The sequence below is a fragment of the Novosphingobium sp. genome (assembly GCF_032093395.1).
Lineage (GTDB): Bacteria > Pseudomonadota > Alphaproteobacteria > Sphingomonadales > Sphingomonadaceae > Novosphingobium.
Genome location: NZ_DAMDBA010000005.1, coordinates 47491 through 65950 on the forward strand (window position 1 = coordinate 47491; position 18460 = coordinate 65950).

Sequence of the window (18460 nt, forward strand, 5' to 3'; positions counted from 1 at the left end):
CTTTCGGGGAACGGGTATATCGGAATTGGGTAAGCTGCCGCCTGTTCAGCCGCCGCCGACGAAGTGGACGATCTCCAGCACGTCGCCGTCGGACAGCGCGACCTCGGCCAGCGTGGAGCGCGGCGCGATCTCTCCGTTCAGCTCGACGGCGACCTTCTTGGGGTCCAGTCCGATACTGGAAACAAGGTCGGCGATCGACGAGCCTGCGGGTACGCGGCGCGGTTCGCCGTTCACGACAAGGGAGAGTTCAGCAGCCATAAGGCCGCAGATAGCGCGGAGAATCGATTTGGAAAGTGTCCAATCGGCACTTTCCCGGAAAGAACCCTCAATGCGCGCGGTGCAAGTTCCGGATGTGCGCAAGGGCAACCAGCGCGACGCCGACGATCGTCAGAATCGATTCCGCAAGGCCATGACCTACCGCGATCGCCGCTGCCATGAGCGCCAATCCGATGCCCCCGACAACCAGCGGTCCGACCCGCCCGTGACGCAGGGCACCGAAGCCTAGCGAAACGATGCCGACCACCAACGCCAGTGCCAGGCCCACGCGATGGACTTCGGGTGCCAGCAGAACTTCGCCGCCAAGCCCCAGGAATCCCACGAAGAAAACGCCGAGCACGCAATGGATCGCGCAAAGACCGCTAAGGACGATGCCTGCCCGGTCCAGCCGGTTTCGAATCGCGATGATGGCGGTACGCATGAATGTCCATGTATGTGACGTTGTAACATTCATCAAGCCCCGACCGTGCGAAGAAACATTCGGTCGACGCGCCTCTTGCGCAATTCGTCGCAAGATCGCAGGGATTTGCGCCATGAGAGTTTCAGACGGTCGCCCCATCCTCGGCACAGCCGACGATATCGCCCCCATGGTTCGTTGGCTGCTGATCGTGGCCGCGCTGGTCGTCCTCATCGTCGCGGTCGGGGGAATAACCCGGCTGACCGAATCCGGGCTGTCGATCACCCAGTGGAAGCCGCTGACCGGCGCGATCCCGCCGCTGACCGACGCGCAATGGCAGGCAGAGTTCGCCCGCTACAAGCAGATCCCGCAATATATCGATGTCAATGGGCCGGCCGGCATGTCGCTGGCCCAGTACAAATTCATCTACTTCTGGGAATGGGTCCATCGCCTGTTGGCGCGCCTCATCGGCCTGGCTTTCGCGCTGCCGCTCGCGTGGTTCTGGTACAAGCGCACGATCCCGCTGGGCTACAAGTCGCGCCTTGTCGCACTGCTGGCGCTGGGCGGACTGCAAGGCGTGGTGGGGTGGTGGATGGTTTCCTCCGGCCTCACCCCGGAGGCGGCCGACCGGGTGAATCACTTCCGCCTCGCTGCGCACCTGCTGGTGGCGCTGACGACGCTGGGCGGCCTCGTCTGGACCGCGCTCGATCTTCGCGAACTGCGCCGTGGGCAGGCTCCGGCGCGGGTGACCCGCTTCAGCGGCGTGGTCCTTGGCATGCTGTTCTTCCAGCTTTTCATGGGCGCAATGGTGGCCGGCCTGCGCTCGGGCTACGTCGCGGGCATGGGCTGGTTCAGCATGGACGCCTGGCCGCTGATGCAGGGCACTTTCTTTCCGGAAGGCGTGGAATGGGCGGGCGGCGCGCTTCACGCGCTGGTCAACGATCCCTTCCTCACGCACTTCGTCCATCGCTGGTGGGCCTGGGCCGTCGTCATCGTGCTGGTGGTCATGGGCCGCCGCCTCAAGGCCCGGCACGCCCGCATGGCCTCGATCGCGGTGCATTCCGCTTTCGGCACCCAGGTGCTGCTGGGAATCTTCACCGTATGGTCGGGCGTGGCGCTCTGGCTGGCGGTAGCGCATCAGCTCTGCGGTGCGCTGCTGGTCGCCGCGACGGTATGGGGCGCCCATTGCCTCGGCCGTCGCGATCAGGTGGGTCTTGGAATGTGAAGGGGGACAGACAGACCCCCGCCCTCATCTGGTGCTCCTTCCCGGACGAGCAAAGCGCGCGCTCGGCGGTAGACGCCCTGCTGCACGAGGGCCTTGCGGCCTGCGGCAACCTGCTGCCCGGCATGACTTCCGTCTTCGTCTGGAACGGCGCCAAGGACACCGCCCGAGAATTCGGCCTGCTGGTCAAGACCAACGTGGCCCTGCTCGACCACGCGGTGGCCCGGCTGGCGGAACTTCATCCTTACGAGGAGCCCGCCGTACTGGGCTGGCGCTGCGATGCCTCGCCGCCGGGCACCGTGGCCTGGCTGGCCGGCATTGCTCCCCTTTAAACCTTTAACGGTATTATTTTACCTCTCTGGAAAGCCGCAGTCTGCTTGACTTGGAGGCCGGTTTCGACGATTTGGCCGCCTTCCCGCGGTGCCGGAGATTCGTGAAAGCGATCGATTCGGCTCCCGCGACCTGAACATTAGGGATAGACCAGCCATGAAGGCGCTTACGAAGGTCACCCGGTCGATCAAGCCGGCCGAGGTGGAAAAGAAGTGGCATCTGATCGATGCCGAGGGTCTGGTGGTTGGCCGTCTCGCGGTCGTCATCGCAGACCTCCTGCGCGGCAAGCACAAGCCGAGCTTCACCCCGCACGTCGATTGCGGCGACCACGTCGTCGTGATCAACGCCGAGAAGGTGAAGTTCACCGGCAAGAAGCTTGGCGACAAGACCTACTACAAGCACACCGGCTACGCCGGCGGCATCAAGGAAGTGACCGCGGACAAGGTTCTCGCCGGTCGTTTCCCCGAGCGCGTGCTTGAAAAGGCTGTCGAGCGCATGATCCCCCGTGGTCCGCTCGGCCGTGACCAGATGCGTGCCCTGCACCTCTACGCCGGCACCGAGCACCCGCACGGTGGCACCCAGCCCGAAGCGCTCGACGTCGCTTCCATGAACCGCAAGAACAAGGTTGGCGCGTAATGTCCGATACCGAAACCGTACAGAGCCTGTCCGACCTCAAGGACCTGGGCGAAGTCGCCGCCGCTGAAACCGCGGAAGAAACCTTCAAGCCCGTCGTGTCGAACGCCCCGCTGCGCGAGCAGCAGCTCGATGCCTACGGCCGCGCCTATGCCACCGGCCGCCGCAAGGACGCCGTGGCCCGCGTGTGGGTCAAGCCCGGCACCGGCAAGGTGATCATCAACGGTCGCGACCAGGAAGTGTACTTTGCACGTCCGACCCTGCGCCTCGTCATCAACCAGACCTTCCAGGTTGCTGGTCGTGACGGCCAGTACGACGTGATCGCCACCGTCAAGGGCGGCGGTCTTTCGGGCCAGGCTGGCGCCGTGAAGCACGGTATCGCCCAGGCGCTCTCGAAGTACGAGCCCGCCCTGCGCGCCGCCGTCAAGGCAGCCGGCTTCCTTACCCGCGACCCGCGCGTCGTCGAGCGTAAGAAGTACGGCCGTGCGAAGGCACGTCGTAGCTTCCAGTTCTCGAAGCGTTAATTCGCTCACCGAGAGCTTCGGCTTTACGAAAAGGGGTCGCGGGAAACCGCGGCCCTTTTTTGGTGCCCGTTTATCAGGCCTTACCCGCTTGATCATCGCCAGATACCTTTCCCTGCAAGGTATCTGGCGATGCCTTATATCAATCTTAGCAAGGTACCTTGCGTTACACAGTAGCTGTCTATATACACTCCTTATCCGCAGGAGATGATTCGATGTCCGAAATCGAAGTACAGCTGAAGAAGGGAGTGCTCGGTCTTTGCGTGCTCGCTCTGCTGTCGCGGGGGGATAGCTACGCATACGAGATCGCCAGCCGCATGGCCGCAGCGGTCGATATGGGGGAAGGCACGATCTATCCGCTGATGCGCCGCATGCAGTCGGATGGCCTAGTGGCCACCTACCTTGAGGAATCGCCCTCCGGCCCGCCGCGCAAGTATTACCGCATCACCGATACCGGCCGCAGCCGCCTTGCCGAACAGGCCGAGGAATGGCGCGGCTTCACCGCCGCTGTCGATGGATTGCTCGACGGCAGGCTTGCCGCACCCGCTGGAAAGCCGATCGAAGAGGAGCCCAGCCATGACGCGTAACGAGTTCATCCGACGCCTGAAGGCCGGCCTCAAGGGCATGCCGCAAGACGTCGTCGCCGAAATCGTCGCCGACTACGAAGAGCATTTCGAAGCCGGAGCCGCCGAAGGCCGCAGCGAACAGGAAGTGGCCGCCGCCCTTGGCGATCCAGGCCGCCTCGCACGGGAACTGCGCTTCGAAGCGGGCTTCCGCAATTGGGAAAGCGCGCGTTCGCCGTCATCGGCCTGGGGCGCGATCCTGGCCTTCATGGGCCTTGCCACGATCGACATTCTGATCCTGATGCCGATCGTGCTGCCCATACTGGGCGTTATGTTCGGCCTCTTCGTCGCTACTCTGGCCGCATTCCTGGCAGGCGGGTTCATCCTGATCGCCGGGCCATTCAGCGGCTTTCCGGGAGGCGCGCTGGTCGCGATCCTGGGCGGGCTGGGCACCATGAGCGCCGCCGTGGCGATTGCCGCTCTGCTGACATTGGTCAGCATCTGGATCATCAACGCCATCATGTGGTTCGGCCGCCTGCACTATCGCGTGCTCGAACCCGCCATCCATCCCGAAGACTGAGAAGCACGAGAGAAAGGAACCAAGTGATGTTCAGGAAACTGCTCATCGTATTCGCCAGCGGCGTGATCCTGACGATCGTCGCCTTCAGCGCAGCCTGGGTCGTCGGCGGGGACAAGTTCCGCCGCGACGTGAACGAAGGCGACTTTAACTGGACCATCGGCGACGACGACGAAGCCGCGAACAGCCCGCAGATCACCCGCAACTTCGCGATCCAGCCCGGCGCCCGCCTCGCCATGGACGTGCCCGTCCAGCTCGTCTTCACCAAGGGCGACAAGGCTGAAATGGTCGTCACCGGCCCGCAGAAGCTGGTCGATCGCCTGACCTGGGAGAACGGCCGTCTCGCCATCAAGGGCGACTGGCATGGTCGCAAGGGCCTGAAGGTGCGGATCACCGCGCCCGAGATCGAGGGGCTCGACTTCGACGCGCCGGGCGACGTCACCCTGACCGGCCTCGATCAGGACAGCCTGACGGTGAACGGCAACGGCGCGCTCAGCCTCGATGCCTCGGGCAAGGTCCGGAAGCTGGCCGTCACCACCGACGGCGCCGGCAGCCTCGATTTCGCCAAGTTGCAGGTGCAGGATGCCACGATCCGGGTGAACGGCGCCGGCAACATGGTCATCGGCGCCAGCGGCAATGTCGACGTGCAGATCAACGGCATTGGCAACGTCACGCTGGTGCGCAAGCCCGCGAACCTCAAGAGCGAGATCAACGGCATCGGCAACGTCAGCCACGACTACAAGTAAGTTTCGGGATGGAACGCCGCCGCCGGTTCGCGGCGGCATATTCGTCTCGATGAAAGAAAAGGGCCGCACCGTTTCGACGGTGCGGCCCTTTCATTTTCCCGATTAGTGCACCGGCGGATCTACCGGCGGCACGGCGCCCACCGGCGCAACGGGCTCGTCCGGCTCGCGCGGGGGCAGCGCGTTTTCGGGAACCTGATCGATCTGCATGGCCGATGTCGGCACATGTTCGAGGTTGCGGGCAACCACCACGATCCGGTCGCCGTCGATGGTGATCTCGTTGAAGCTGGGCGGAGTCGAACGAATTCGCTTCGACAGGGTTCCGGCCCCGATCATCCGCAGCGGCCCGGCAGGAGTTTCCGCCGTCAGGTCGAAAGCGTCATGAATGTGCCCGGACAGCACGGCCATGACCTTGCGCCCGGCCAACACTTCCATAGTTCGCGTGCCGTTGATGGTCAGCAGCTTGTTGTCCTTGGCACGACGCTCGGTCAGCGGATGGTGCGCCGTCACCAGCACGCGAGTTTCGGGGGGCAGGGCGTCGATAGCGGCCAGCGTATCGTCGAGCGCCTTTTCGGTCACCCAGCCGTTCGACCAGGGAAAGCGCTGCCATTGCGCGCGCGTCGTGGTCTTGAGCGGAACGATGGCAAGGCCCGGCAGATGAAGTTCGGCCTCGACCATGCTTTCGATCGCGCGAAACCGTTTGTAGGGCGCGAAAAAACGCTCATAGAGATTGAAATAGGGGATGTCGTGGTTGCCGACCTCCACCGTCACCGGCACGTCGAGCCCCTTGATCCAATGCGTTGCGGCATCGAATTCAGGGTGCCGGGCGCGCATCGTCAGATCGCCGGTGATGGCTACCGCATGCGGCTTTTCGCGCTCGATGCAGGACTTCGCCCAGTCGATCGCGCGCTGGTCCTCCAGTCCGAAATGTATGTCGCTCAAATGGAACAGCCGGATCGGTTCGCCCGGCGAGAGGTAGTTTTCACGAAGCATTGCGCGTCGTTACCAGATCGACCTCGCAAGTCGCGAGGTAAAACTCCTCCTCTGCCGCGCCATCGAAAGGTTCGCCGTCGATCAATAGGCCCATTGGCTCGCCATCGGGGCACACCAGCTTGAGTCGGGCATGCTTTCCCAGCGAATCGTGGGGGCCATCGCGAAAATCGCGATTCAGCAGGGCGATCCCCTGTCCGGCATAGTCGGCCAGCGATTCGGCGTAATAGCCGTTCGCCTCCAGCCCATCCGTATCCGGAGTGACGGTGATGGCGGAATAGCCTTCCTCGCGGCCGCAATCGGCTTCTGCGCAGCAAACCTTGGGGCCATTGGTGGACCAGGCGATCGCCTCCCGCGCGGTGGTTACGAAATCGACGATGCTGGCCGCGCGCATCGCTTCGCGCACCTCGTTCCAGATCGTGCCGGGGCCGGCGAGCACGCCGGTCAAGCCGGTGCCGTGACGGCTTGCAATGACGGTCGGCCGCGTGGTTTCCAGCGTGCTGGTGGCGAGACGCGCGACGATCTCGACCGCGGGGAAATCCCCATGAAGCCGCTTGGGCAGCATGTTCATCGTGCCGCCCGGCAGCACCAGCACCGCACCGCTCCAGCCGCTTGCCGCCGAAACCACGGAATGGGTGGTGCCGTCGCCACCGAAAACCACCAGAAGGTCCACTTGCGCGGCATCCAGCACGGCGGGGGTCGGCGCCTCCTCGTCCGGAAAGCGGATCGTTCGGTCCACCGGGAAGCCGGCTTCACCCAGCGCCTCCACGACTTGCGCCACGGAAGCATCGTCGTTGCTGCCGCTTGCCGCGTTGCATACGAGCCAGACGGTCGGCCCGGCATCGAGGCGAGATCCGGCGTTGGAGCTGTCGTTTTGCGTCATGCCGCCAGAAACCTATCCAGCCCGCCAGGGTTCCCGATCACCGTTCCCGATCATACGCGGCCGCTGGAGATCAGCCAGGCCGAAGCTACGTTGAGGGCCGAATAGAGAATATAGATCCAGGACCATGCCGCCGATCCCCCGGCAATGGCGATCATCGCGCCCAGCAGCAGGACGAACTCGACGACGAGGCTGAACCGGCCGCCCAGGGGCTGAAAGAACCACGGCGCCTGTGAAAGCAATCGGTGCCCGCTTTCGAGCACCGCCTTGTGCGCGGCGAAGTTAAGAACGCCAAGGAAGAAGACGATCACAAGTCCCATAAGTCCATACAATAGATATCGCGGATCCATCGGGAGGGCCAGCCTGCGTAACGGATGGGATCCGTCCATTCCCGATTCGGAACTCTTTCTTCCCGACGACTGCCGACCGGACGAACGTCGTTCGTCGATGTCCTACGTCGTTCGTCCCCTGGCCCCGGCTTTCGTCGAAGTGAAACGGGTGGCGGTCGAGCCTCGCATGAACTGGGCGCGATTCGGAGGCAAACAGGATTCACCGAGCCGGACGCGATGAACTCTCTGCCCACGGCTCACCCTGAGGAGGAAGAGACGATGTTCAAGACCAACCTGATCGCCGCCGCCGCTGCCGGACTTGCCCTTGGTGCCGCTGCTGCCGCAACTGCCCCCGCACCCGCCTTCGCCAAGGACGTGGAAGTGCGTTATTCCGACCTGAACCTCTCGACGCCGGAAGGTCAGAAGAAGCTGGAGCGCCGGATCGACACCGCAGCTCGCGATGTCTGCAACGTCGGCGCCGTCACTACCGGATCGCGTATCCGCAGCTCCGAAGCCACCGCCTGCTACGACAAGGCCCGGTCGGACGTGAGCACGCAGGTAGCCAGCGCAGTCGACAAGGCAAGCGCCCAGCGCCTGGCCGTCGGCAACTGAACCGAGCGCCGAACGCTCCCCCGAAGTCCCTAAAAAATAATAGAGAACGACCTGGCGGGCCTTAATGGCCCGCCATTTTCTTTACTGTGGGCGCGGGCCTTAACGGCCCGCCATTTTCTTTACCGTGGGCAGGTAGGTCCGGCCGATGCGCAGGGCATCGCCGCTTGCGGTTTCCACCGACCATACGCCCAGGCCTTCGTGCCGCAATCCGGTCACATGATCGCGGCGCAGGATGCAGCTGCGATGGATGCGGATGAACCGCTCCGGGTCCAGACGCTCTTCCAGGCTGGTGATGGTCTGGAGCAAGAGATAGCTTTGCCCCCGCACATGGAGCCGCACATAGTCGCGCTCGGCATCGATGCGCTCGACGTCGGCCGCAGGCACGCGCACCAGTTCGGAGCGATGCGGTACCCAGAATTCCTCCAGCCACTCGCTGGCGGGCGCGGTGCGCTGGTCGCCGCGCCGGGACATGACGCGGCCTACAGCCCGCTCCAGCCGATCCGGTGCCACGGGCTTCAACACATAGTCGATGGCGTCGAGGTCAAAGGCCTCGACGGCGAACTCGTCATGCGCGGTCACGAAGATCACCGCCGGCGCGTCGGGCTTTCCGGAAAGGCGCCGGGCGACGGTGAGGCCGTCTGTTTCCGGCATGGTCAGGTCCAGCAGCACGAGATCAGGGGTAAGCGCCTCGATCAGGCGCAGCGCGGCCTGCCCGTCGCTGGCCGTGCCGATCACGGACACGCCTTGTATGCGCGAGCAGATCACCTGCATGCGTTCGACGGCCAACGGCTCGTCGTCCACGATCAGCGCGCGCAGCGGTGCGCCCGAGACAGGAGCGTTTTCGGGGATCAGTTCAGGCAAAACCGGACTCCAGGGGCATTCTCAGGACCGTGGCAAAGCCGCCTTCCGAGCGCTTGCCGAACACGAGCGTCGCCGCATCGCCATAGCGCGCCCGCAGCCGGTCCCGCACGTTGCTCAGGCCGATCCCGAAACCGCCGCTGTTTTCCGGGCATCCCGGTCCGTCGTCGGTCACGCTCAATTCCAGCATGTCGCCATCGCGATGCGCGCGCACGGCGATCGTCACCGGCTTCTGGGTGGCCGCGACGGCATATTTCACCGAATTCTCTACTAGCGGTTGCAGGATCATGCCCGGCACCATTGCACCAAGAACGGAATCGTCAACATCAATCGTCGTTAACAATCGATTCGGAAACCGTACGGCCTCTATCGCGAAATAGAGTTCCTGCAACTCGATCTCGTCTACCAGTGCAAGATCGTTGGTGGGATCTCCGGAAAGTGTTCGTCGGTAGAAAGTCGAAAGATTCTGGATCATCTTCTCGGCATCGTCCTGCTTGCCGATCATCACCAGTGCCGACAGCGAATTGAGCGTATTGAACAGGAAGTGCGGATTGACCTGATAGCGCAGCGATCGCAGTTCGGCGGCCTGCGCGGCGCGGCGATACTCGCCCTCGCGCCACTCGGCCGCGCGGGCTTCCTCCGCCTTCACCAGCGCGAAGTAGAGCGCCGCCCAGGCCAGCACCAGGAAATAGCGGCCGAACGCGGTATCCGCCTTGCTCGCCCAGTGGTCGTACTCTTCGCCGAAGACCTTTTCGGTATAGACGGTGATCGCCGATCCGGACTTCTCGGCGGAAGCCGGACCGCCTTCCTCGCCATCGGCCGCGGAAGATTCACTGGCTCCGGGCCGTGGCGTGGCGCCCTTGGGCAGGTCGACCAGGATATTGCCCGCGTCGTCCCGACTGATCCGGACATTGCCCGAGTCCTTTCCGGAATCCTTGCCCTCCTGCTGCTCGTAGTGCTCGTCCTTCTCGGCATTCATGTCGGCGAAGATCGCGTCGTTGATCAGCGTCAGCGCGATCGAAAGTGGCAGGGCGCCAACCAGCACCACGACGAACCGCGCGCCTGCCGACCTGCGATCGAGCAGTTGCAGCAAGGGCCAGACCGCCGCCATCAGCAGCATCGACAGGATACAGATCGTCAGCCGGCGCGAGACCATGGGCCAGCTCATGTCGTAGTCCAGCACGACACCGCGCAGCGTAGCGACGATGAAGTAACAGGCCCAGAGCGCGGCCAACGAAATCAGGACAAGCCGCGCGGGTACCCGCGGCTGGAGGAAGACAGGCGTCTCGGGGGTCGTCATCCTCAGGAGATAGCGCGAAAAAAGCCCTCAGCGCCAGTTCCCTGATCGAGCCGGAATCGACTTTCATCGACTTTCGACGGACCGGCCCGCAGGGAGTGGCCGATCCGGCGGTCGAAACCGCCGGATCGGCTCGATCTTACGCCGGGAGCAGGTGTTCCTTGGCAATCTTTTCCTTCCATACCAGCGGGGCGAGCTGGTGGACGTTCTTGCCTTCGGAATCGACCGCCACGGTCACCGGCATGTCCTTGACGGTGAATTCGTAGATCGCCTCCATGCCGAGGTCCGCGAAGCCGACGACCTTGGCTTCCTTGATCGCGCGGGCGACCAGATAGGCGGCGCCGCCGACGGCCATCAGGTAGGCCGACTTGTGCTTGGCGATGGACTCGGTGGCGGCGGGGCCGCGCTCCGACTTACCGATGCTGGCCAGCAGGCCGAGGTCGAGCATGGTGTCCGAGAACTTGTCCATGCGCGTCGCGGTGGTCGGGCCAGCGGGGCCGACGACTTCCTCGCGCACCGGATCGACCGGGCCGACGTAATAGATCACGCGGCCCTTGAAATCGACGGGCAGTTCCTCGCCCTTGGCCAGCATGTCGGCAATGCGCTTATGTGCGGCGTCGCGGCCGGTCAGCATCTTGCCGTTCAGCAGCAGGCGGTCGCCCTGCTTCCAGCTTTGCACGATCTCGGGGGTGAGGGTGTCGAGGTCGACGCGGATCGCGCCGGCATCGGGAGCCCACTCCACCTGCGGCCACTCGTCGAGGTTCGGGGTTTCCAGGAACGTCGGGCCGGAACCGTCCAGCGTGAAGTGCGCGTGGCGGGTGGCGGCGCAGTTCGGGATCATGGCGACGGGCTTGCCCGCGGCATGACACGGCCAGTCCATGATCTTGACGTCGAGGATGGTCGCAAGGCCGCCAAGGCCCTGCGCGCCGATGCCGAGGGCGTTCACTTTGTCGAAGATCTCGATGCGCAGCGCCTCGATATCGTTCTGGGGGCCGCGCTGCTTCAGCTGGGCCATGTCGATCGGCTCCATCAGGCTCTGCTTGGCAAGCTTGACGCAGTGCTCGGCGGTGCCGCCGATGCCGATGCCCAGCATGCCCGGCGGGCACCAGCCGGCGCCCATCTGGGGCAGCATCTCGATCACCCAGTCGACGATGGAATCGCTGGGATTCATCATCTTGAACTTCGACTTGTTTTCCGAGCCGCCGCCCTTGGCCGCGACGTCCACCGAGACCTTCGATCCCGGAACCATGCTGACCGAGAGCACCGAAGGCGTGTTGTCCTTGGTGTTGCGGCGGGTGAAGGCGGGGTCCGCCAGCACCGAGGCGCGCAGCTTGTTCTCGGCATTGTTGTAGGCGCGGCGCACGCCTTCATCGACCACTTCCTGCAACGACTTCTCGGATTCGAGGCGGCAGTTCTGGCCCCATTCGATGAAGACGTTGACGATGCCGGTGTCCTGGCAGATCGGGCGATGCCCTTCCGCGCACATGCGGCTGTTGGTCAGGATCTGCGCGATGGCGTCCTTGGCCGCCGGGCCCTGCTCCGCCTCGTAGGCGTCGCCCAGCGCGCGGATATAGTCCATCGGGTGGAAGTAACTGATATACTGGAGGGCGTCGGCAACACTCTCGATGAGGTCGTCTTCGCGGATCGTCACCATCTGCGTCATGGAATTGTGCTCCCGTTTTTCGGATCGCGTGATTTTGCGGCCTCCTTAGACGCGCTTTGGTTTTTCCGCAAAAGCGCATTTCACGCGACGATTCTTGTGTTCCACGCGTCGCCGGTTGCGCATTCGGGAACGGCATCGTCAAAGCGTCACGATTGATCGACCAAGGACTTTCAAACCACTTGGCCTAAATCGCGGCTTCGCCTAGAAGGCCCCCCATAAAGTCCGTATTTTGCGGGGGTACAGGCGTCTCGCCGTCCTTTCCCGCGACAGCATGAGGAATAGGCCGCAATGACCCTGACCGAGGATCGGTCCGCCACCGAAGCACGTCACGCGATGATCGTCAGCCAGCTGCGCACCAGCGGCGTCAACGAGCCCTGGGTGCTGCGCGCCATGGCCGCCGTCGCCCGCGAAGACTTCGTGCCCGCCGCGATGCGCGATGCCGCCTATATCGACCGTGCGATTCCGCTCGAAAACGGCCGCTTCCTGGCCGCGCCGCTGTTCCATGGCAAATTGCTGGCGGAAGCCGCGCCCACAGCCGAGGACAAGGTCCTGCTCGTGGGTGAAGAAAACGGCTATCTTGCCGCGCTGCTGCGTCCGCTGGCCGGTTCGCTTACCATCGTCGATCCCGCCAAGGCTGCCGATCTGGCAGGTGAGGGCGGCTATTCGCTTCTCGTGGTAGACGGCGCCGTCGAACAGCTTCCCGCCGCCCTTGCCGCGCAAGTGGCAGACGGCGGCCGCGTGGTCACCGGTCTGGTCGAGCGTGGCGTGACTCGCCTGGCATCGGGCGTGAAGGCCGCCGGTGCAGTTTCGCTGCTGCCGCTGATCGAAATGGGGATTCCGGTTCTGCCTGAATTCGCGGCTCCCAAAAACTGGAGCTTCTGAGCATGGCCCGGTTCGCGTTGCGTGCCGGGCTGCTCGCGGGGGGATGTCTGACACTGGCAACAAGCGCTCCGGCGCTGGCCGATACCCTGCGCGATGCGCTCGTTGCCGCCTACCAGACAAACCCCACGCTGGAATCCGCGCGCGCCCAGCAGCGCGCGACCGACGAAGGCGTGCCGATCGCACGTGCACCGGGCCTGCCCAGCCTCAGCACGACGGAAACCTTCGTCAGGAATGTGAAGCAGAGCGAAAACTCGCTTACCGCACCGTCGAAGATCTTCACCGCCGATGGGCAACTGGGTGTGCCGATCTATTCCGGCGGTTCGGTCAAGAACGGCGTCAAGGCGGCGAAGATCCGCGTTCTCGCGGGACAAGCCGATCTGCGCGCCACCGAGGCTTCGGTATTCTCCCAAGTCGTCGCGGCCTATATGGACGTGATCCGCACCGAGGCGATCGTGGGGCTCAACCGCAAGAACGTCAGCGTGTTGGAGACCAACCTCCAGGCCACCAGCGACCGTTTCGAGATCGGCGACCTCACCCGCACCGACGTGGCCCAGTCGCAATCGCGCCTGGCAGTGGCGCAGGGTGACTTGCGCACGGCCGAGGCGAACCTGGTCAGTGCACGCGAAACATACATCCGTTTCGTCGGCCATGCGCCCGAAGTGCTGGAAGCACCGCCGCCGTTGCCCAGCCTGCCAGCCAGCCCGGAGGAAGCCGCCACCATCGCGCTCGATTCCAATCCGGACCTGATCGGCGCCCGCGAGCGCAGCCGCGCGGCGGATAAGGATATCGACGTGGCCGGTGCCGGGCGCCTGCCGACATTGAGCCTGTTCGGCCAGGGCACTTACAACAATTACTTCAACACGCTGGCGCGTGGTGCCGTGAACGCGAACATTTCGCAGAGCGATTCATCCGCGCAGGCAGGGGCGCGATTGTCGATCCCGCTGTTCCAGGGCGGGCTTCCCGCCGCGCGGAGGCGTCAGGCGCAGGCAACCGCCTCGGCCACGATGGAGCAGGAAATCGCCACCGAGCGCGACGTGATCGCACAAGTCCGCTCGGCCTATACCTCCTATGTCGCCTCGAACGACCTGATCCGCACCTCGCAGGTCGCGGTCGACGCCACCACGCTCAGCCTCGAAGGCGTGCGGGCGGAAAACTCGGTAGGCAACCGCACGATCCTGGACATCCTGGACGCCGAGCGGGAACTGCTGAACGCCCAGGTCACGCTCGTGACGGCGCGGCGCAATGCCTATGTCGCCGGCTTTACCCTGCTGGCCGCCATGGGCAAGGCCGAAGCACGCGATCTGAACCTGGACGGCGGGATTCTCTACGATCCCGAGGTCAATTACGACCGGGTGAAGGGCAAGTTCCTCGACTGGGGCAACGACCCCGCGCCGGTGGCGCGATCCACCCGCACCGTTGACACGCCGGTGCAGGACGGGAACATTCGGCAACAGTGATCAGCTGCTCCGATTCGGAGCGGATATTTCGTCGCGTCCGGGCTTCATACTTCGCCCGGACCGCGAGCAGGGGCAAAAACGACATGCGTCAGAGCGGGGAACCTTCGGTCGAGGAGATACTCCAGTCGATCAAGCAGGTGATCGCACGGGACGCGCGCGTCGATACCCGTGCCGACAGGGCCGAACGCCAGCGTCGCGGCATTGAGGAACTGCGCGCCGTCATGCTGGAGGAAGAGGACGACGACGTGCTCGACCTTGCCGAAACCGCGCAGCTGGCGCCGGACGAACCCGCCGCCGACGAACCGGCGCTGCTTCAGGACATCACCCGCAACTCGATGCGGGAATCGCTGGCGGCTCTGGCGATGCTGTCGGAGCCCAGCGCTCCGCCGCAGATCGTGCGCTCTGGCGAGACTTCGCTGGAGGCCCTGACCCGCGAATTGCTGCGACCCGCGCTTGCAGAGTGGCTGGACAAGAACCTTCCGCCGATGGTCGAACGCCTGGTCGCTGCGGAAATCGCGCGGATCGTCGGCAAGAAGGGCTAATATCGCCCCTTCGGCCTAGACCCTGAGCGTCTGGCTTCCTACTTCCCTGCCATGGCCAGACCCGATTCCGCGCTGCTCGATACCGCGCGCTACCCGTTTTCCTGTCAGATCGAACCGCGCTTCGGCGATCTCGACATGAACATGCACATCAACAACGTCGCCATGGCAGGGATGCTCGAAGATGCCCGCGTGCGCTTCTTCCGCCAGGCTGGCGGACATCGGCACCTGCCCGGCCTCTCGACGATGGTGGCCAGCATCGCGATCGACTACCTGGGCGAGACGCATTACCCCGATACGGTAACCGTCCTCAGCGCGGTCGAGCGGATCGGCAGAACCAGCCAGGAGATCATCCAGGTTGTGACGCAGCAGGACAAGCCCGTGGTCTTCGCCCGCACCGTCGTGGTCATGGTAGGGCCCGAAGGTCCGGCGCCGCTGACTCCCGGCTACCTCGAAGCCGCCGCGCCGTGGGTGCTCCGGCCATGACCGCTTCGCCGCTGGACGTCGCAACGGACATCGCGCGGGCGAGCGAGGCACTCGCCAAGGCCGGCGGCGATGCGATCGAGCGCCACATCTTCATCTGCGCCGAACCCCAGAAGGGTGAGTGCTGCGCGCCGGCACAGGGCGCGGCCTCGTGGAAATATCTGAAGAAGCGCCTCAAGCAGCTGGGCCTCGATGGTCCCAGGCGCAGCGAAGGCGGCGGCGGGGTTGCGCGTACCAAGGCGGATTGCCTGCGCATCTGCTTTGCCGGTCCCGTCGCGGTCGTCTGGCCGGACGGCGTCTGGTACCACTCCTGCACCGAAGAGGTGCTGGAGCAGATCATCCAGCAACATCTCATCGGCGGCACGCCGGTGGAGGAATTCCGCCTGCGCCCGGCCGTTCGCGGTCAGGACTGATCGTCGTCGAGGGGATCGACGATAGATTCGTCGTGCCCGGTGCCGCTGGAGAGGAAGGCCAGCCCCATCAGGGCGGATGCCAGCAGCATCGTAAACCCGATTCCCAGCGCCGCCGCGATGTAGAAGTGCACGGAAACCATGCCGTTGGACCGATAGAGCAGGATCACCGAAGCGATCACCAACGCCACGGTCACCGTCATCATGTAAAGCATGATGCGGCGATAGCGCGCCCAGGCATGAGCGGCCTTCGCGGGATCCTCCAGGGGCGAACGGGGTATCATCCGGCTCATTTGCGCCTTCGTGGGCCTGCTCGCAAGGGACTCGTGGCAGATCGCCAAGGGCTGTGATATCCTTGCCCGGACAAGCCCCGAAAGAGGGCGTGGGAGCAGCGGGTCGAAGACCCGATACGGGAGATTGCGAAGATGACGATCGAGCGGATCATCGCCGGCCGAGAGGCCGTTATCACCTGCCAGGCCGATTGCACCGTCAGTGAGGCCTCCTCGATTCTGGCCGAAAGGCGGATCGGCGCATTGCCGATCTTCGATGGAGACCGCCTGGTCGGGATCTTTTCCGAGCGTGACCTGATCTACCGCCTTCGCGAATTCGGCCCGAGCGTACTGGGCATGCAGGTCAGCGAAGTCATGACCGCACCGCCGCTCACCGTGGAGCCATCCGCCAGCGCATTGGCTGCCCTGGCGCTGATGACCAGGCGCCGCGTCCGTCACCTGCCGGTGATGGTGGAAGGCCGCATGATCGCTTTCGTGTCCATCGGCGACATCGTGAAGTACCGATTGGAAAAAGTGGAATCGGAAGCGGCGGCGATGCGGGATTACATCCAGACGGCGTGATCGGCCACGTCGCGGCAAAGCCGATTTGGCAGGGCCAGACGTCTCCCGCGCCTTGCCGCAGGGGCAGGGGAGGCCTACATCGCTGGCATGGACCAGCAAACCGTCACACTCAGCCCCTCGGCCGCCTCGCGCGTGGCCGCCATTGCCGAAAAGCAGGGAAAGCCGGCGATTCTTCGCCTTTCGGTGGAGGGTGGCGGATGTTCGGGCTTTCAGTACAAGTTCGGCTTGGCCGAAGCCCCCGAAGCGGACGACACCGTTGCGGAAACCGATGGCGTGCGGCTCGTAGTCGATTCGGTCAGCCTCGATCTCGTTAGCGGCTGCATGGTGGACTATGTGGAATCGCTCGGCGGTGCTGCCTTCCGCGTCGAGAATCCGCAGGCGGCGGCAGGGTGTGGGTGCGGTTCGAGCTTCTCCGTATGAAGAAGATCGCCACGTTCAATATCAACGGCGTCAAGGCCCGGCTTCCCCGCCTGCTCGAATGGCTGGAGGAAACCCGCCCGGCGGTCGCCTGCCTTCAGGAGATCAAGAGCCAGGACGAAGGCTTCCCGATCGCCGAGTTCGAGAAGATCGGCTACAAGGGCCTCTGGCACGGCCAGAAGGGCTTCAACGGCGTCGCCATCCTGGCAGACGGCGAAATGCCGGTGGAGATTCAACGCGGGCTGGCCGGAGAGCCCGAGGACGAACACTCGCGCTACCTGGAGGCGGACGTCTTCGGCCTGCGCGTGGTCTGCATCTACCTGCCCAACGGCAATCCGGTGCCCGGACCCAAGTTCGACTACAAGCTGCGTTGGATGGACCGCCTTCGCCGCCGCATGGATGCGATCAAGGCCGAGGAAGTGCCGGTGATCGTAACCGGCGACTTCAACGTGATTCCCACCGACAACGACGTCTGGTCGCCTGCTGCCATGGCTGCCGATGCGCTCATGCAGCCGGAATCGCGGGATGCCTACTTCCGCCTGCTGGGTGACGGCTGGACCGACGCCATTGCCACGCACAACCCGCGCGGCGGCATCTGGACCTTCTGGGACTATCAGGCCGGGGCGTGGCAACGCGATCACGGCTTCCGCATCGATCATGCGCTGCTCTCGCCCGAACTGGCCGACCGCCTGGTGGCGTGCGGCGTCGACAAGAGCTATCGCGGGCGGGAAAAGGCCAGCGACCATACGCCGGTATGGGTGCAATTGCGGGACTGATCCACACGGACACGAAAAAGGGGAGCGAAACGGCTGTTTCGCTCCCCTTTTTCGTGCCTGCCCCCAAAACGGTGCAGAACGGCGTATCTCAGCGATAGAAGATGTGGTTGTCCACGCGGGCCAGGCGCGTCAGGCGCCAGTTCGGCTCTACGCGGGCCGCGTGGAAGAAGAGAGCGCCCTTCACAGGGCTTTTCCAGCTCTTCTCGACGGCGATCTTGGCGACGGCAACAGCCTCGCGCCAGCCGCTCGAATGTTCGCGAACCTTGGGCATCTTCTTGCCCTGGATGAACGAGAACTGCGAAGGCTGATAGACCACGCCGCAATAGCTGGCGGGGAAGCGGCCGGATTCAGCGCGATTGATGATCACGCGACCCACGGCAAGCTGGCCTTCGAGCGTTTCGCCGCGCGATTCGAAATAGATCGCGCTGGCAAGGCAGCGCATCTCGCTGCTGAGCTGACCGGGGACCGACTGCTGCGCGACGAGTTGCGCCAGCGTGTCCGCATCGACGGGAACATCCGCTTCATCATCGGCCAGAACCGCGTCCGTCGCTTCTGCCCCATCTTCCGAGGGGAGGGACTGGACGACCGGCTGCGATACGAAGATCGGGTCGAGGTTCGATTGGGCCTGCACCAAAACCGGTGCCAGAGCCGCGGCGCCCGAACCTTGCGCGCCGAACAGGGTTGTCAAAACCGTAGCGGCCAGCGCCAACGCGCTAGCCCACTGAACTTTGCTTCGCATCAAATCATGATCAAA

The 18460-nt window shown here is 64.3% G+C and carries 26 protein-coding genes; 16 read left to right on the forward strand and 10 right to left on the reverse strand.

Going from position 1 to position 18460, the window contains the following annotated elements:
* Positions 1-45 precede the first annotated feature (45 nt).
* Positions 46-258: a sulfur carrier protein ThiS gene (gene thiS, locus RT424_RS03135; protein WP_313434475.1), complete on the reverse strand. Its 213-nt coding sequence runs from the start codon at positions 256-258 to the stop codon at positions 46-48.
* 67 nt (positions 259-325) lie between these two features.
* Positions 326-697 carry a MerC domain-containing protein gene (locus RT424_RS03140; protein WP_313434476.1) on the reverse strand — a complete coding sequence of 124 codons (372 nt, stop codon included), beginning with the start codon at positions 695-697 and terminating at the stop codon, positions 326-328.
* 112 nt (positions 698-809) lie between these two features.
* Between RT424_RS03140 and RT424_RS03145 the strand changes: the two genes are divergently transcribed.
* The 7 genes from RT424_RS03145 to RT424_RS03175 all read left to right on the forward strand — a co-directional run bounded on the left by RT424_RS03145 (position 810) and on the right by RT424_RS03175 (position 5265).
* Positions 810-1898 carry a COX15/CtaA family protein gene (locus RT424_RS03145; protein WP_313434477.1) on the forward strand — a complete coding sequence of 363 codons (1089 nt, stop codon included), beginning with the start codon at positions 810-812 and terminating at the stop codon, positions 1896-1898.
* On the forward strand, positions 1895-2227 hold the full coding sequence (gene cutA, locus RT424_RS03150; RefSeq protein ID WP_313434479.1) for a divalent-cation tolerance protein CutA: 333 nt from the start codon (positions 1895-1897) through the stop codon (positions 2225-2227). The genes RT424_RS03145 and cutA overlap by 4 nt, the downstream gene beginning before the upstream one ends.
* A gap of 154 nt (positions 2228-2381) precedes the next feature.
* Entirely contained in the window at positions 2382-2861 is a 480-nt protein-coding gene (gene rplM, locus RT424_RS03155) for a 50S ribosomal protein L13 (protein ID WP_054442085.1), read from the forward strand.
* The gene (gene rpsI, locus RT424_RS03160) at positions 2861-3382 is read left to right on the forward strand and encodes a 30S ribosomal protein S9 (RefSeq protein ID WP_313434482.1); all 522 of its coding nucleotides are present in this window, start codon (positions 2861-2863) and stop codon (positions 3380-3382) included. Before rplM ends, rpsI begins: the two co-directional genes overlap by 1 nt.
* 212 nt (positions 3383-3594) lie before the next feature.
* Complete coding sequence (locus tag RT424_RS03165) at positions 3595-3966, forward strand: PadR family transcriptional regulator (protein WP_313434483.1); 372 nt, start codon at positions 3595-3597, stop codon at positions 3964-3966.
* Positions 3956-4522, forward strand: coding sequence for an HAAS signaling domain-containing protein (locus tag RT424_RS03170; RefSeq protein WP_313434484.1), 567 nt, complete (start codon positions 3956-3958; stop codon positions 4520-4522). Before RT424_RS03165 ends, RT424_RS03170 begins: the two co-directional genes overlap by 11 nt.
* Before the next feature lie 26 nt (positions 4523-4548).
* Entirely contained in the window at positions 4549-5265 is a 717-nt protein-coding gene (locus RT424_RS03175; protein WP_313434486.1) for a GIN domain-containing protein, read from the forward strand.
* A 102-nt stretch (positions 5266-5367) separates the two neighbouring features.
* On the opposite strand, the gene RT424_RS03180 is transcribed toward RT424_RS03175, so the two are convergent.
* Genes RT424_RS03180 through RT424_RS03190 form a run of 3 tightly spaced genes read right to left on the reverse strand, consistent with a single transcriptional unit; the run spans position 5368 to position 7452 of the window.
* Positions 5368-6255, reverse strand: coding sequence for a metallophosphoesterase (locus tag RT424_RS03180; protein WP_313434488.1), 888 nt, complete (start codon positions 6253-6255; stop codon positions 5368-5370).
* A complete protein-coding gene (locus RT424_RS03185) occupies positions 6245-7135 on the reverse strand; it encodes a diacylglycerol kinase family protein (protein ID WP_313434490.1) in 891 nt (296 codons plus the stop codon). Before RT424_RS03185 ends, RT424_RS03180 begins: the two co-directional genes overlap by 11 nt.
* A 50-nt stretch (positions 7136-7185) precedes the next feature.
* Positions 7186-7452, reverse strand: a complete 267-nt coding sequence (locus RT424_RS03190) for a hypothetical protein (RefSeq protein WP_313434492.1) — start codon at positions 7450-7452, stop codon at positions 7186-7188.
* Positions 7453-7740: 288 nt separating this feature from the next.
* Here RT424_RS03190 and RT424_RS03195 point away from each other — a divergent pair, with 288 nt between their 5' ends.
* Positions 7741-8073, forward strand: coding sequence for a UrcA family protein (locus RT424_RS03195; RefSeq protein WP_313434493.1), 333 nt, complete (start codon positions 7741-7743; stop codon positions 8071-8073).
* 99 nt (positions 8074-8172) lie between these two features.
* Here the strand turns inward: RT424_RS03195 and RT424_RS03200 are convergent, their stop codons facing one another.
* From RT424_RS03200 to RT424_RS03210, 3 genes are all read right to left on the reverse strand, one after another.
* Entirely contained in the window at positions 8173-8934 is a 762-nt protein-coding gene (locus RT424_RS03200) for a LytR/AlgR family response regulator transcription factor (protein ID WP_409521431.1), read from the reverse strand.
* Positions 8927-10231, reverse strand: a complete 1305-nt coding sequence (locus RT424_RS03205) for a histidine kinase (RefSeq protein ID WP_313434495.1) — start codon at positions 10229-10231, stop codon at positions 8927-8929. Before RT424_RS03205 ends, RT424_RS03200 begins: the two co-directional genes overlap by 8 nt.
* 136 nt (positions 10232-10367) lie before the next feature.
* Positions 10368-11891 carry a fumarate hydratase gene (locus RT424_RS03210; RefSeq protein ID WP_313434497.1) on the reverse strand — a complete coding sequence of 508 codons (1524 nt, stop codon included), beginning with the start codon at positions 11889-11891 and terminating at the stop codon, positions 10368-10370.
* A 288-nt stretch (positions 11892-12179) separates the two neighbouring features.
* On the opposite strand from RT424_RS03210, the gene RT424_RS03215 reads away from it, so the two are divergent.
* The 5 genes from RT424_RS03215 (at position 12180) to RT424_RS03235 (ending at position 15665) form a co-directional block, all read left to right on the forward strand.
* Complete coding sequence (locus tag RT424_RS03215) at positions 12180-12773, forward strand: protein-L-isoaspartate O-methyltransferase (protein WP_313434499.1); 594 nt, start codon at positions 12180-12182, stop codon at positions 12771-12773.
* A 2-nt stretch (positions 12774-12775) separates the two neighbouring features.
* Positions 12776-14230, forward strand: a complete 1455-nt coding sequence (locus RT424_RS03220) for a TolC family outer membrane protein (protein ID WP_313434500.1) — start codon at positions 12776-12778, stop codon at positions 14228-14230.
* Positions 14231-14313: 83 nt separating this feature from the next.
* Positions 14314-14772: a DUF2497 domain-containing protein gene (locus RT424_RS03225; protein WP_313434502.1), complete on the forward strand. Its 459-nt coding sequence runs from the start codon at positions 14314-14316 to the stop codon at positions 14770-14772.
* 51 nt (positions 14773-14823) lie between these two features.
* Complete coding sequence (locus RT424_RS03230) at positions 14824-15255, forward strand: acyl-CoA thioesterase (protein ID WP_313434504.1); 432 nt, start codon at positions 14824-14826, stop codon at positions 15253-15255.
* On the forward strand, positions 15252-15665 hold the full coding sequence (locus RT424_RS03235) for a (2Fe-2S) ferredoxin domain-containing protein (protein ID WP_313434506.1): 414 nt from the start codon (positions 15252-15254) through the stop codon (positions 15663-15665). Before RT424_RS03230 ends, RT424_RS03235 begins: the two co-directional genes overlap by 4 nt.
* On the opposite strand, the gene RT424_RS03240 is transcribed toward RT424_RS03235, so the two are convergent.
* Positions 15656-15946 carry a hypothetical protein gene (locus RT424_RS03240; protein ID WP_313434508.1) on the reverse strand — a complete coding sequence of 97 codons (291 nt, stop codon included), beginning with the start codon at positions 15944-15946 and terminating at the stop codon, positions 15656-15658. The two genes, RT424_RS03235 and RT424_RS03240, sit on opposite strands and share 10 nt — an antisense overlap.
* A 141-nt stretch (positions 15947-16087) precedes the next feature.
* Between RT424_RS03240 and RT424_RS03245 the strand changes: the two genes are divergently transcribed.
* The 3 genes from RT424_RS03245 (at position 16088) to xth (ending at position 17706) form a co-directional block, all read left to right on the forward strand.
* Complete coding sequence (locus RT424_RS03245; RefSeq protein ID WP_313434510.1) at positions 16088-16513, forward strand: CBS domain-containing protein; 426 nt, start codon at positions 16088-16090, stop codon at positions 16511-16513.
* Between the two features lie 87 nt (positions 16514-16600).
* A complete protein-coding gene (gene erpA / locus RT424_RS03250) occupies positions 16601-16933 on the forward strand; it encodes an iron-sulfur cluster insertion protein ErpA (protein WP_313434512.1) in 333 nt (110 codons plus the stop codon).
* Positions 16930-17706 (forward strand): exodeoxyribonuclease III, encoded by a 777-nt coding sequence (xth, locus tag RT424_RS03255; RefSeq protein WP_313434514.1) that lies wholly within the window; start codon positions 16930-16932, stop codon positions 17704-17706. Before erpA ends, xth begins: the two co-directional genes overlap by 4 nt.
* A gap of 88 nt (positions 17707-17794) precedes the next feature.
* Here the strand turns inward: xth and RT424_RS03260 are convergent, their stop codons facing one another.
* A complete protein-coding gene (locus tag RT424_RS03260) occupies positions 17795-18445 on the reverse strand; it encodes a cell wall hydrolase (protein WP_313434515.1) in 651 nt (216 codons plus the stop codon).
* Between the last annotated feature and the right edge of the window lie 15 nt (positions 18446-18460).

Bases quoted from the DNA above. Each gene is read 5' to 3' on its own strand.
- RT424_RS03235 (WP_313434506.1), top strand. From the start codon at position 15,252: ATGACCGCTTCGCCGCTGGACGTCGCAACGGACATCGCGCGGGCGAGC.
- RT424_RS03225 (WP_313434502.1), top strand. From the start codon at position 14,314: ATGCGTCAGAGCGGGGAACCTTCGGTCGAGGAGATACTCCAGTCGATC.
- RT424_RS03195 (WP_313434493.1), top strand. From the start codon at position 7,741: ATGTTCAAGACCAACCTGATCGCCGCCGCCGCTGCCGGACTTGCCCTT.
- RT424_RS03230 (WP_313434504.1), top strand. From the start codon at position 14,824: ATGGCCAGACCCGATTCCGCGCTGCTCGATACCGCGCGCTACCCGTTT.
- rpsI (WP_313434482.1), top strand. From the start codon at position 2,861: ATGTCCGATACCGAAACCGTACAGAGCCTGTCCGACCTCAAGGACCTG.
- RT424_RS03260 (WP_313434515.1), bottom strand. From the start codon at position 18,445: ATGCGAAGCAAAGTTCAGTGGGCTAGCGCGTTGGCGCTGGCCGCTACG.
- rplM (WP_054442085.1), top strand. From the start codon at position 2,382: ATGAAGGCGCTTACGAAGGTCACCCGGTCGATCAAGCCGGCCGAGGTG.
- RT424_RS03215 (WP_313434499.1), top strand. From the start codon at position 12,180: ATGACCCTGACCGAGGATCGGTCCGCCACCGAAGCACGTCACGCGATG.
- RT424_RS03140 (WP_313434476.1), bottom strand. From the start codon at position 697: ATGCGTACCGCCATCATCGCGATTCGAAACCGGCTGGACCGGGCAGGC.
- RT424_RS03165 (WP_313434483.1), top strand. From the start codon at position 3,595: ATGTCCGAAATCGAAGTACAGCTGAAGAAGGGAGTGCTCGGTCTTTGC.
- xth (WP_313434514.1), top strand. From the start codon at position 16,930: ATGAAGAAGATCGCCACGTTCAATATCAACGGCGTCAAGGCCCGGCTT.
- RT424_RS03180 (WP_313434488.1), bottom strand. From the start codon at position 6,255: ATGCTTCGTGAAAACTACCTCTCGCCGGGCGAACCGATCCGGCTGTTC.
- RT424_RS03205 (WP_313434495.1), bottom strand. From the start codon at position 10,231: ATGACGACCCCCGAGACGCCTGTCTTCCTCCAGCCGCGGGTACCCGCG.
- RT424_RS03210 (WP_313434497.1), bottom strand. From the start codon at position 11,891: ATGACGCAGATGGTGACGATCCGCGAAGACGACCTCATCGAGAGTGTT.
- RT424_RS03145 (WP_313434477.1), top strand. From the start codon at position 810: ATGAGAGTTTCAGACGGTCGCCCCATCCTCGGCACAGCCGACGATATC.
- RT424_RS03220 (WP_313434500.1), top strand. From the start codon at position 12,776: ATGGCCCGGTTCGCGTTGCGTGCCGGGCTGCTCGCGGGGGGATGTCTG.
- RT424_RS03170 (WP_313434484.1), top strand. From the start codon at position 3,956: ATGACGCGTAACGAGTTCATCCGACGCCTGAAGGCCGGCCTCAAGGGC.
- RT424_RS03185 (WP_313434490.1), bottom strand. From the start codon at position 7,135: ATGACGCAAAACGACAGCTCCAACGCCGGATCTCGCCTCGATGCCGGG.
- RT424_RS03240 (WP_313434508.1), bottom strand. From the start codon at position 15,946: ATGATACCCCGTTCGCCCCTGGAGGATCCCGCGAAGGCCGCTCATGCC.
- RT424_RS03190 (WP_313434492.1), bottom strand. From the start codon at position 7,452: ATGGGACTTGTGATCGTCTTCTTCCTTGGCGTTCTTAACTTCGCCGCG.
- RT424_RS03245 (WP_313434510.1), top strand. From the start codon at position 16,088: ATGACGATCGAGCGGATCATCGCCGGCCGAGAGGCCGTTATCACCTGC.
- RT424_RS03175 (WP_313434486.1), top strand. From the start codon at position 4,549: ATGTTCAGGAAACTGCTCATCGTATTCGCCAGCGGCGTGATCCTGACG.
- erpA (WP_313434512.1), top strand. From the start codon at position 16,601: ATGGACCAGCAAACCGTCACACTCAGCCCCTCGGCCGCCTCGCGCGTG.
- thiS (WP_313434475.1), bottom strand. From the start codon at position 258: ATGGCTGCTGAACTCTCCCTTGTCGTGAACGGCGAACCGCGCCGCGTA.